Annotated in this window: 13 protein-coding genes; all 13 read left to right on the top strand. The window is 32.7% G+C overall.

The window, feature by feature from the left end:
• The 13 genes from hemC to H2650_RS02685 all read left to right on the top strand — a co-directional run bounded on the left by hemC (nucleotide 1) and on the right by H2650_RS02685 (nucleotide 12,316).
• Nucleotides 1-921 (top strand): hydroxymethylbilane synthase, encoded by a 921-nt coding sequence (gene hemC / locus H2650_RS02745; protein WP_188049225.1) that lies wholly within the window; start codon nucleotides 1-3, stop codon nucleotides 919-921.
• Nucleotides 922-933: 12 nt separating this feature from the next.
• Nucleotides 934-2,676, top strand: coding sequence for a TrkH family potassium uptake protein (locus H2650_RS02740; protein ID WP_188049224.1), 1,743 nt, complete (start codon nucleotides 934-936; stop codon nucleotides 2,674-2,676).
• A gap of 10 nt (nucleotides 2,677-2,686) precedes the next feature.
• Complete coding sequence (locus tag H2650_RS02735) at nucleotides 2,687-3,394, top strand: TrkA family potassium uptake protein (RefSeq protein WP_188049223.1); 708 nt, start codon at nucleotides 2,687-2,689, stop codon at nucleotides 3,392-3,394.
• Between the two features lie 2 nt (nucleotides 3,395-3,396).
• Nucleotides 3,397-4,053, top strand: coding sequence for a uroporphyrinogen-III synthase (locus H2650_RS02730; RefSeq protein WP_188049222.1), 657 nt, complete (start codon nucleotides 3,397-3,399; stop codon nucleotides 4,051-4,053).
• 66 nt (nucleotides 4,054-4,119) lie between these two features.
• On the top strand, nucleotides 4,120-5,145 hold the full coding sequence (gene hemE / locus H2650_RS02725) for a uroporphyrinogen decarboxylase (protein WP_188049221.1): 1,026 nt from the start codon (nucleotides 4,120-4,122) through the stop codon (nucleotides 5,143-5,145).
• Nucleotides 5,146-5,632: 487 nt separating this feature from the next.
• Nucleotides 5,633-6,184 carry a transposase gene (locus H2650_RS02720; protein WP_188049220.1) on the top strand — a complete coding sequence of 184 codons (552 nt, stop codon included), beginning with the start codon at nucleotides 5,633-5,635 and terminating at the stop codon, nucleotides 6,182-6,184.
• A 168-nt stretch (nucleotides 6,185-6,352) separates the two neighbouring features.
• Nucleotides 6,353-6,733 (top strand): hypothetical protein, encoded by a 381-nt coding sequence (locus tag H2650_RS02715; RefSeq protein WP_188049219.1) that lies wholly within the window; start codon nucleotides 6,353-6,355, stop codon nucleotides 6,731-6,733.
• A gap of 3 nt (nucleotides 6,734-6,736) precedes the next feature.
• Complete coding sequence (locus tag H2650_RS02710; RefSeq protein WP_188049218.1) at nucleotides 6,737-7,273, top strand: GNAT family N-acetyltransferase; 537 nt, start codon at nucleotides 6,737-6,739, stop codon at nucleotides 7,271-7,273.
• Complete coding sequence (gene hemF / locus H2650_RS02705; RefSeq protein WP_188049217.1) at nucleotides 7,263-8,171, top strand: oxygen-dependent coproporphyrinogen oxidase; 909 nt, start codon at nucleotides 7,263-7,265, stop codon at nucleotides 8,169-8,171. The genes H2650_RS02710 and hemF overlap by 11 nt, the downstream gene beginning before the upstream one ends.
• An 81-nt stretch (nucleotides 8,172-8,252) precedes the next feature.
• Entirely contained in the window at nucleotides 8,253-9,251 is a 999-nt protein-coding gene (hemB, locus tag H2650_RS02700) for a porphobilinogen synthase (RefSeq protein ID WP_188049216.1), read from the top strand.
• 128 nt (nucleotides 9,252-9,379) lie between these two features.
• Nucleotides 9,380-9,766, top strand: a complete 387-nt coding sequence (locus H2650_RS02695; RefSeq protein ID WP_188049215.1) for a c-type cytochrome — start codon at nucleotides 9,380-9,382, stop codon at nucleotides 9,764-9,766.
• Between the two features lie 150 nt (nucleotides 9,767-9,916).
• Nucleotides 9,917-11,800 carry a DUF2207 domain-containing protein gene (locus H2650_RS02690; RefSeq protein ID WP_188049214.1) on the top strand — a complete coding sequence of 628 codons (1,884 nt, stop codon included), beginning with the start codon at nucleotides 9,917-9,919 and terminating at the stop codon, nucleotides 11,798-11,800.
• 33 nt (nucleotides 11,801-11,833) lie between these two features.
• Nucleotides 11,834-12,316, top strand: a complete 483-nt coding sequence (locus H2650_RS02685) for a methylated-DNA--[protein]-cysteine S-methyltransferase (protein ID WP_188049213.1) — start codon at nucleotides 11,834-11,836, stop codon at nucleotides 12,314-12,316.
• The last annotated feature ends 21 nt before the right edge of the window (nucleotides 12,317-12,337 follow it).

The raw sequence follows: 12,337 nt of genomic DNA, 5'->3' as shown, positions 1-12,337 counted from the left end.
GTGGTCGAAAAAACAATACGCATAGGAACCCGAGATAGTGAACTCGCACTTTGGCAAGCCCACACAGTTGAAAAAAAACTAAATGATTTAGGTTATAAAACTGAAATTACTGCAGTAAAATCTCAAGGAGATATTCTTCTTGACAAACCGCTCTACGAATTAGGAATCACAGGAATTTTTACCAAAACATTAGACATTGCTATGATCAACGGTCAAGTTGATATTGCGGTGCATTCTATGAAAGATGTTCCTACGGCATTGCCAATAGGTATTGTGCAAGCAGCCGTTTTAGAGAGAGCCAATACACTCGATATCTTGGTTCATAAAGGTAATCTTGATTTTCTTGATACAGCAGGAACAATTGCAACAGGTAGTTTGCGTCGTCAAGCGCAATGGTTCAATAGATATCCCAATCATACAGTAGTAGATTTGCGTGGAAACGTAAATACTAGGATGAAAAAACTAGAAGATAATAATTGGGATGGAGCCGTTTTTGCCGCAGCAGGTTTAGAACGCATCAACTTAAAGCCTTCAAATTTTATAAATCTTGATTGGATGATTCCCGCACCAGCACAAGGAGCTATGGTTATTGTTGCCATGGCAAATGATGCGTTTTGTAGAGATGCAGCGGCTGAATTAAATGATATCGAAACCGAAGTGTGTACGCACATTGAAAGACAATTTCTTAAAACTTTAGAAGGTGGTTGTACAGCACCAATAGGAGCCTTAGCAGTAATGCAAGAAGATGATATAATCTTTAAAGGAGTATTATTCTCTCTTGACGGAAAACAAAAAATCGAAGTAAATAAAACAGTTCCATTAGAAGAATGGAAAAAATTAGGATACAAAGCCGCTAAAGAAGTTTTGGAGAACGGAGGAATTAGTTTAATGCAAAGTATTCGTAACGATTTAAAAAAGTAATTTTATTTCAATATGAAGAAAGAATCCTTACTCAATTACTTATATCGCTTTTTTGATATAATTGTATTGCTTTTTATTGTATTCGATTTCGGGTATGATTTTCAGGATAACTACAACACCCCTCATGTTGTAGGATTAATTATTCTTTCGATTGGTTTATTAGGATTTAATGCTTTTAAATACTTTAATTATACGTTCAAAAGTAATAAGAGAGTAGTTTTAATCAATATGATTTTACTCACTGTTCTTTTCTTTGTCTGTGGTGTAATTTGGTTGTTAAACAGTAATTTTTCTACTCCTTATATTTTACAAAAAGTCAAACCAGTTTTAGAAGGAGGTTTGATTTTTTACTTCTTACTCCGGTTAATGGTTTTTGTGCGTCATATTTATGATATCTACTTTAATCCTGCTATCGTTTTTGTGGGTAGTTTTATGATATTAGTTTTAATAGGGGCTTTTTTATTAATACTTCCTAGTGCTACCAACAGCGGAATTACCTTTACCAATGCACTTTTTACAGCAACATCTGCAGTTTGTGTAACGGGATTAACCGTAGTAGACACAGCCGTAGATTTTACTTTAGTAGGACAATCTATAATTATTGTTCTCATTCAATTAGGTGGAATTGGCATTCTTACATTCACTTCTTTTTTCGCTTTTTTTTTTAGAGGAAGTTCTTCTTTTAAGGAAGGCTTAAATACCAGAGATTTTATTGCCAATGAAGGCTTAAAAGATGTTTTTAGAGCGGCGCTAAATGTGGTGATTTTTACTTTGGCAGTAGAGTTGGCAGGAGCTGTATTTATTTATTTTTCGGTTATCGATAATGTTATTATTACCAATAAAATATATTTTTCATTATTTCATTCTATCTCCGCTTTTTGTAATGCTGGATTTTCTACTTTACCCGGTGGAATTTTAAATTCGACTGTTCGTTTTAATTATTACTTGCAGTGGATATTGATGTTAATGATTATTCTAGGAGGATTAGGTCATAATATCGTGTTCAATTCTTTTCATTATTTTAAAACTTACATTTTTGAATTGTTTAATAAAAAGATTATTCACAAAAAAGTGAGAATCATCACGCTAAACACCAGAATCGTAATTTATACCACCTTGCTTTTACTAATAGGAGGTTCTGTTTTTCTGTTCATTTCAGAATACAACCATACTTTATTACAACACAATACTATTTTTGGAAAAATAACAGCAGCAGCTTTTAATGCTGTTTCTCCTAGAACAGCTGGTTTTAGTGCAACTGATTATGCCGAAATGGGTGTTCCATCGTTGCTTTTTATTATTTTTTTAATGTGGATTGGTGGTTCGCCAGCTTCAACAGCAGGTGGAATTAAAACAAGTACCTTTGCCTTAGCCACATTAAATATTGTTGCCGTTGCTAGAGGAAAAAGTAGAATTCAATTGTTTGGTCGTAGAATATCAGCCGATTCTACCTCACGTGCTTTTGCCATTCTATCCATTTCATTATTAACAATTGGACTATCCATAATGGCGGTATTAATTTTTGAGCCAGAAGGGACATCGATATTAACAGTTGCTTTTGAATGTTTTTCGGCTTATAGCACAGTAGGATCAAGTATCAATTTTACGCCAACAATTACCGAACCCAGTAAATATGTTTTGATCCTAACGATGTTTATTGGTCGTATTGGAATGCTCAACCTTATGGTGGGATTATTGCGTAGATTGAACCATCAGTTCTACGAATATCCAAGAGAAAATATATTAATTAACTAAACTTACTCAGATGAAAATAATCGTATTTGGTTTAGGAAACTTCGGGATGTCGCTGGCAATTAGCCTGACAGAAACTGGAAATGAAGTGATTGGTGTTGACAAAAATATAGAAAAAGTCAATTTAGTAAAGGATAAAATTTCTCATGCAATTGCTATGGATTCTACCAATGAATTATCCTATGAAGCATTGCCCTTAAAAGATGCTGACAAAGTAGTAGTTGCTATTGGAGAAAATGAAGGAGCGGCCATTATTACTACGGCTATTATTAAAAAATTAAGTGATGTAAAGATTATCAGTAGAGCGTTGTCACCGATTCACGATACGGTTCTTGAAGCAATGGGAATTCATAGCATTGTGCATCCAGAACAAGAATCTGCCGATAGACTAACCAAGCAAATTAATTTTAAATCCACTTTAGAAAATTATCAATTAGATGATAATTATACTATTTCTGAAGTAAAAGCCAAACCCGAATTCTATGGTAAAACATTGGCTGCTTTAGATAGTATCGATAAATATCGCTTAACTTTGATTACGATTATTCGCAAACGTGAAAAGAAAAATCTAATAGGAAAAAAATCGATCATAAAAGAGTCAATCGGTCGCCCATCGCCACAAACCGTAATATTAGAAAATGATATTTTAGTCGTTTATGGTTATAATAAAGATATAGAAACCTACTGTTTAGGACAAGAAGAATACCAAATAAGAAGTTAATAATGATTCAGATACTATCTACAAAAATACTTTTGCACGAGCAAAAACAAGCATTAATAAAGGCTAATTTCAATGTTCTTGAAGTTGATTTTATTAAAACCCAAAGTCAGCCATTTCAACTAAGTGAGATAAATGATAATTTAATTTTCACTAGTCAAAATGCGGTTCAAAGTTTCTTATTAGATCCAAAATCTGAGGATTTAAAAACAAAGAATGTCTTTTGTGTGGGATTAAAGACAAAAATTATGCTTTCCGAAAGCGGTTTCAATGTAATAGCCTATACTGGTTATGCCGAAGATCTTGCCGAAATAATCACTTTGATTTATTCAAGTGAAAGCTATACTTTTTTTAGTGGAAACTTAAGAAGAGAGACTTTGCCAAAAGCTTTGAAAGAGGCCAAAATTAAGTTCAATGAAATTCAAGTTTACGAAACTACATTGACACCTGAAAAAATAAAAACACCGGTAGAAGCCATTTTATTCTTTAGCCCTTCTGGAATTGAAAGTTATTTAAAAGAGAATACTATTAAAAATGAAACTTGTTTTTGCATTGGAACAACAACTTCCAGCGCATTAGAAGGAATTACAAAAAATGTAATTGTTGCGCCTCAACCCACAATTGAGGATGTGATTGAAGAAGTAATTGCAGAATATAGATAAATTTTGTTCGTAAGATTAACTTAGGAACAACACAAAATAATGAAAACGCTTTAAGACAATAAAATTATGATTAAGAACGACCTATTTTTAAGAGCACTAAAAGGAGAAACAGTACAACGTCCGCCAGTTTGGATGATGCGCCAGGCAGGAAGGTATTTGCCAGAATTTATTGCACTGCGTGATAAATACGATTTCTTTACTCGTTGTAGAACTCCAGAAATCGCTGCCGAAATCACTGTGCAACCTATTCGTAGAATAGCTCCAGATGCTGCTATTTTATTTTCAGATATTTTGGTTGTACCACAAGCAATGGGACTTGAAGTGATTATGAAAGAAAATTTTGGTCCGTTTGTACCAAATCCAATTCGTACGATTCAAGATGTAGAACGCGTTATCGTTCCGGATATTCAAGAAACGTTAGGATATGTAATGGATGCGATCAAATTGACTAAGGAAATGTTGAATGATGAGGTTCCATTGATCGGTTTTGCAGGTTCACCGTGGACTATTATGTGTTATGCAGTAGAAGGACAAGGTTCTAAAAGTTTTGATAAAGCAAAAGGATTTTGTTTTCAGTATCCAGAAGCAGCGCATGTTTTATTACAAAAAATTACCGATACCACTATTTTATACCTAAAAGAAAAAGTAAAAGCGGGAGTAAATGCCGTTCAAGTTTTTGACTCTTGGGGTGGAATGTTATCTCCTGTTGACTATCAAGAATTTTCTTGGAAATACATCAACCAAATTGTTGAAGCTTTAGCTGATGACGCACCGGTGATTGTTTTCGGAAAAGGATGTTGGTTCGCTCTTGGCGAAATGGGAAAAAGTAGAGCTTCTGCATTAGGAGTAGACTGGACTTGTTCTCCAAGAAACGCACGTTATTTATCCGGTGGAAACATCACTTTACAAGGTAATTTTGATCCATCACGATTATTGTCTCCAATTCCAGTGATCAAGAAAATGGTACACGAAATGATTGACGAATTCGGTAAAGATAAATATATCGTGAACTTAGGTCACGGAATTTTACCAAATATTCCTGTTGATCACGCAAAAGCGTTTATCGATGCAGTTAAAGAATACAACCAGTAAATCCATTTATCCTACAAGGTTTTTTTTAACCTTGTAGGTATATTTGAATACTATTATTTATAAATCATACCTACAAGGTTTTGTAAACCTTGCAGGAAATTAAAAGTTGAAGTAAGTTAATTAAGTTTTCAATCCTGCAAGGTTTTTTTTAACCTTGTAGGTGTCTTTTGAATACTATTATTTATAAATCATACCTACAAGGTTTTGTAAACCTTGCAGGAAATTAAAAGTTGTAGTAAGTTAATTAAGTTTTCAATCCTGCAAGGTTTTTTTTAACCTTGTAGGTATGTCTGAATACTATTATTTATAAATCATACCTACAAGGCTTTGTAAACCTTGCAGGAAATTAAAAGTTGTAGTAAGTTAATTAAGTTTTCAATCCTGCAAGGTTTTTTTTAACCTTGTAGGTATACTTGAATACTATCATTTATAAATCATACCTATAAGGTTTTGGAAACTTTGCAGGAAACTTAAAATAATGTGAATAGTGGAGCTAGAAGTTTTAGAAAAAGATAATTATTATCACATTTATAACAGAGGTATAAATGGGGGAATTATTTTTTTTAATGAAGAAAATAAAAATTTCTTTCTAAGACAATTGGGTAAGTATCTCGAGGACAAGATTTCAATATTTGGCTATTGTTTAATGGATAATCATTATCATTTGATAGTTAGATTAAATGATAATGGAAAAGAGGTAACGCAGGCTTTTTCTAATTTTTTTAATTCTTATGCTAAATCAATTAACAAAGAAAATGATAGGACAGGAAGTCTTTTTGAAAAACATTTCAAGAGAATTAGACTGGAAGATGAACAGTATTTAAAGCAATTAATTGTTTACGTACATTTAAACCCAAAGCATCATTTGGATTTAAAGTTTGAAGAGTATAAATACTCTTCATATCAATCCTTTTTATCTCAAAAAGAAACGAAATTAGAAAGAGAAGAGGTTTTGAATTTGTTTGGAGAAATAGAGAATTTCATTTTTTTTCACAATCAAAAAAATGATTTGTTGACTGAAAAATATACTTTTGAATAGATTCTGATTTTCTTTAAGTTTTTTAAAAGGTAACAAATCTAGAATATAAGAATGTTGGATATCCTACAAGGTTTTTTTTAACCTTGTAGGTATTTAAGAGAGGATTGAAGTTTGCAAATTATTCTAATAAGGTTCTAAAACATTGCATAAGAGTAAAATAGTGTAGAAATGCTAAACAAAGGATTAAGAGATAAGGAAAGCCAACGAATAGACAATGTACTAAAGACTTTGCTTTCTTTTGTTTTTGTACCAAAGTTTTGGAATCTTGATGACACGAGTCTTATGGATGAAAATTTAAAGGATTTCGGATTATCCACGCAGGTTTTGATTGACATGGATCAAAATGAATTAATCGAATTGTTGCGCAAATTGCATTTAGATTTTATTCAGCAAGAACAATTTGCCGATTTTTTAATTGCTTTTTCAAAAGACAATCCGTTTGAATTAACAGCAAAAGCAATTGCCATTTACGAGCAAGTTCAATCGGAGAGTAAAACCTTTTCGTTTGGAATTTTTAATAAAATAGCTTTGGCAAAAGCCAATTTGTAACCAATGATAATTAGAGAAAACTTCTTACTTGATACGTTAAAACAAGTTGATGCCGTTCAACTGCATCAGTTTATGATTGAAAATAAAGAAAGACTGGAAGTTTTCTTTCCGGTTACGCTTTCGAGTAATGCAACACTTGAAAAGACAAAACAATACATTGAAATAAAAAACAGTGAAATTCAAGCGAGAACTAATTTCACTTTTGCTATTAGAGCAGTAGATACTGGAATGATCGTAGGTTTGATTATTATTAAAAAGATAGATTGGATAAACAGAGTGGGCGAATTAGCCTACTGTATTGGAGGTAATCTGGCAGGAAAACGATTGACAACTAAAGCGGTTCAAGTAATTTCTAATTATGCTTTTGAGGAATTAAACTTGAAAACACTTCAGATTATCGCGCATAAAATAAATTTAGGAAGTGTAAAAGTGGCTTTAAACAATGGTTTTATTTGGCAGAAAATATTAAAAAATGAGTTTACTCCAATCAATGAAACTCCATTAGACATGGAATTATACGAATTGACAAATGAAAAATAAATTTTACGCATACATACAAAACTTGCAAGATCAAATCGTAGCAGGTTTAGAAGCAGTGGATGGTGAAGCTAAATTTAGAGAAGATGTTTGGGAACGACCAGAAGGCGGTGGAGGAAGAACTCGTGTAATAGAAAACGGAAACGTTTTTGAAAAAGGCGGAGTTAATATTTCTGCGGTTCATGGAAAATTACCGGATAGTATGCAAAAACTTTTTAATGTAGGTGAAGCCGATTTTTTTGCTTGCGGATTAAGCTTAGTGATTCATCCCAAAAGTCCAATGGTACCAACAGTTCACGCAAACTGGCGCTATTTCGAAATGTACGATGATGCTGGAAATGTAATCAACAGTTGGTTTGGTGGCGGACAAGATCTTACGCCTTATTACTTATTTGAAGACGATGCAACGCATTTTCATCAGACTTGTAAAACGGCTTGTGATAAACACAATCAAGATTTTTATCCAAAATATAAAAAGCAATGTGATGCTTATTTCTGGAATGCACACCGTTTTGAAGCTCGCGGAATTGGAGGCTTATTTTTTGATTACTGCAAAGAGACAGAGGAAATGAAAATGGAAAATTGGTTCCAATTTGTTTCAGAAGTTGGGAATAGTTTTCTAGAAGCTTATGTTCCAATTGTAGAAAAAAGAAAAAATTTGCCGTATTCAGCAGCTCAGAAAACTTGGCAAGAAATTCGTCGTGGTCGTTATGTAGAGTTCAATTTAGTACACGATAAAGGCACTTTATTTGGTTTGAAAACCAACGGAAGAATCGAGAGTATCTTGATGAGTTTGCCACCGCATGTGCAATGGGTTTACGATCATCATCCAGAACCAGGAAGCGAAGAAGAAAAATTAATACAAGTATTAGAAAATCCGGTTAATTGGATTGCAGATTGATGAATAACGACAGTAGATTTCAGAAGTAATGAAATCTAAAATCGTTAATCTAAAATCGTTAATCTAAAATCATAAATAATTATGTTCCCATTACAAAGAGGTAGAAGATTACGCGTCAACGAATCCATTCGTTCTTTAGTGCGCGAAACCACATTAAGTCCAAGCGATTTTATGTTTCCAATGTTCATCGCAGAAGGTGAAAATTACAAAGTAGAAATTTCGTCAATGCCTGGAATTTTTCGTCGTTCCGTAGACTTAACGGTGTTAGAAGTTAAAGAATTATTCGATTTAGGAATTCGTGCGGTAAACATCTACGTAAAAGTGGATGAAAGCTTAAAAGACAATACTGGTAAAGAAGCATGGAATCCGGATGGATTAATGCAACGTGCCATCAAAGAAATTAAAGCCACTTGTCCGGAAATGATTGTAATGCCCGATGTGGCATTAGATCCCTATTCTATTTATGGCCATGACGGAATAATTGCCAATGGTGATATTGAAAATGACTCCACTAATGAAGCGTTAGTAAAAATGGCAGTTTCTCATGCACAAGCTGGAGCTGATTTTGTGGCTCCATCAGATATGATGGACGGACGTGTATTGCGTTTGCGTCAAGGATTGGATGCTGCAGGATTTCAAAATGTAGGGATCATGAGTTATTCTGCTAAATATGCTTCGGCATTTTACGGACCATTTAGAGACGCTTTAGACAGTGCGCCACGCGAATCTGACGTAGTTGTTCCAAAAGACAAAAAAACGTATCAAATGGACTATTCAAACCGTTTAGAAGCGATAAAAGAAGCCTTGTGGGACGTTGAAGAAGGTGCTGATATGGTTATGGTAAAACCAGGAATTGCTTATTTAGATATCGTGCGAGAAGTTAAGAATGCCGTAAATGTACCAGTTACTGTTTTTCATGTTTCGGGTGAATATGCGATGATCAAAGCAGCAGCTGAAAGAGGTTGGTTGGATCATGACAAAATTATGATGGAGCAATTAATGTGTATTAAAAGAGCAGGAGCAAGTTTAATTTCGACATATTTTGCTAAAGAAGCTGCTATACTTTTAAAAAAGGAATAAGGTCAAAGATTTCAAATTAAGGTATTTGTGAATATTTTTAGTATATTTGATATAGAGTCAAATACAGCCAATCTTTTATTGATTGGTACCTACTTGAATTTTAAATAACTGTAATTAAATAAATCATTATGAAAAATACCTTATTGTTATTTGCTGTTTTAGCATTCGCCTCTTGCAAAAAAGAAGAAGAAAAAAAAGAACCTTTGTATCCCGTTAAAACCGAAGAAGTTGTTCAAACTCCAGCGGATTTAGGAGCAGAAATTTTTAAAGGAAAAGGGAATTGCGTTACTTGTCATTTAATGGATAAGAAATTAGTTGGACCAAGTCTTAAAGATATAGCACAGATTTACAAAGATAAAAATGCAAATATGGTAACCTTTTTAAAAGGAGAAGGAGAGCCAATTGTAGATCCTAGTCAATACGAAGTGATGAAAGCTAATTTTACCATTACAAAAGCGATGTCTGATGAAGAATTAGCTGGACTGGAAGCTTATGTGTATTCAAGTTTAAAGTAATTTTAGTTGCTAATAAAAATTTAGAAATAAAAGCAAACCACAAGAACTAGAAATTCTTGTGGTTTTTTTTGTTTTCTTTACAATCAATCTTTCTGTTTTAGAAGTTTTTTAAAACTATTCTAACCATTGAGTTCTAAATTACTTTTTATAATGAAGCCATTCCAAATTATATTTTTCATTAGTTTTTTTTTCTGTTCTTTTTACAAAACCTATGGGCAAGAAGAATATTTAAACTTAGAAGAGGAAAATGAAATCGAAAAAATAAGTCAATTTCACGCAGATATTGTAGTTCAAGAAAATGGGAATATAATAGTAACTGAGACCATAAAGATAGTTGCTGCAAACCTGCAGGTTGATCATGGTATATTTAGAGAACTTCCTATGAAGAACTACTCCTCTAAAGTTTCTAGAAATAATTTTTATACAGTTATAAATATCTCCAAAAATGGTTCAAAAGAGCCTTTTCATACCCGTGTAAATGATGAAAAATTCATTATTTATATAGGTGATAAGGATGTTTCTCTAAAGGAAGGAATATATACCTACACAATAACGTATGCGGTAGAGGCACAAATTCATTCCTATACTGATTTTGATGAGGTTTATTGGAATGTTACTGGAAACTTTTGGCATTTTAGCATAAGTGCTATTTCTGCAACAGTAATTTTGCCTAAAACTGCTACTGTTCTTCAAACGCATTGTTATACAGGAATTCTTTGTTCTACCGATAGTGATTGTAATTCAGAGATAAAGAATAACTCGGTTTCTTTTAAATCTAAAGACTTAAAAGAGGGAGAAGGTTTTACTATTGCAGTTGGATTTCCAAAAGGAATTGTTCATCAATCCGCATTTTTGCCGCATTTTAAAATGGAAGAGTTTTTATCGCCACAAAAAATAGCTACAGGACTATTTGCTGTTGTAATTTGTTTCTTGTTTTATTATTTTTCTTGGAAAACTTATGGTCAAGATGCTTTATATCCTGATAAGAATAAAGAAATTGATTTGAAGAGCAAATATTCTGCTACAATTTTACAATACATTAAAGAAAGATGCTCAAATAGTACAACGCTTTTAACAACAATAATTAGTCTTTCTATCAAAGGAGCAATTCAAATTCAGACTAATGGAAAAGAAAATTGGCAAGATGGATTTGAATATTTTTTAAAGAAAAAAACAGCCTTAGCTGCTATCACACCAGAGGAAAATAGTGTTCTCGAAAATATTTTTAAAGAAAATGAGATTTTCGTTATAAATTCTAAAAGTTATTTGACTTTTGATGTTGCAGAAAAAGAGTTGGAAGAGTCATTAAAGAGCCAAATTAATTTAAAGAATTACTTTCAATTTAACGGAGAACAAATTGTATTGGGTTTTATCATTACAACAATCACTCTTTTTGGATATTGTTATTATGTAAAGAATACAATTTTGGGTTGGCCAATTTTTGGATTTATTTGTTTGGTTTTAAGTTTTATATCTATAAAGGAATTTCTAAAATTAATAACAAAAAAGGAATTTAGAACTGCTTTAGTTGTTGCTTTTTTTGCTATTTTTCCAACCGTATTTTGCTATGCCTCATTCTTTGCTTACAATGTAGACAAAGATTATTCAATTTTAAACGCCTTGGTTCTTTTTTTGATCATAACCGGTTTTAGTATTTATTTGCGTTTAATTACACGGTACACCCCTTTGGGAATTAAAATGCAACATGAGACAGAAAATTTAAAAAATGAACTTTTAAATTTCGATGTAATTTCAACTTTAGACGTTATAAATAGTTATGAAGAAAACCTTCCTTATGCATTTGCTTTAGGGATACAAGAAGAATGGAATCAAAAATTTAATCTCGTTCTAAAAAAATTAAAATACAATTGTAATTGGTTAAAGAATCCAAATGCTAATGGTATGTATTCTACCAGTTTATTAGTTAATTTTCATCACACTTATAATGCAACAGCTACAAGTTCAAGCAGTGGAAGTTCTGGAGGAGGAAGTTCTGGAGGCGGAGGCGGAGGCGGCGGAGGCGGTGGATGGTAAGAATGTTGTAATGTATTAATATTGTTTTTTTTTATGAATCAAACCACCTATATAAAAACTCCATTGGGAATTGCAGAAATAATAGGAGATGAAAACGGAGTTTCCTCTATTTCTGTTCAAGATCAAGGAACGATTTCAGTTACGATTCCAAGTGAATTGCAAAATGCTGTAAATCAATTAAACGAATATTTTGAGGGAATTAGAACTGATTTTGATTTTAAATTAAATCCAAAAGGAACCGATTTTCAACAAAAAGTCTGGAAAGGATTGTTGCAGATTCCTTATGGTAAAACGAGAACCTATTTAGAACAGTCAAAAATTTTGGGTGATGTTAAAGCTATTCGCGCTGTGGCTTCTGCCAATGGAAAAAATCCGCTTTGGATTGTCGTTCCCTGTCACCGAGTTATTGGATCTGATGGTTCCTTAACGGGATATGCCGGTGGTTTGTGGCGCAAAAAATGGTTGTTAGAACACGAAAACCCAACTAATCAACAAAGCCTTTTCGATCAAATGTAATATTTTATTCACTTATCAGTA

The organism is Flavobacterium sp. GP15 (genome assembly GCF_014281985.1).
Lineage (GTDB): Bacteria > Bacteroidota > Bacteroidia > Flavobacteriales > Flavobacteriaceae > Flavobacterium > Flavobacterium pygoscelis.
Note: the sequence above shows the minus strand (reverse complement) of the source record. Positions and strands in the feature narration are given on the sequence as shown.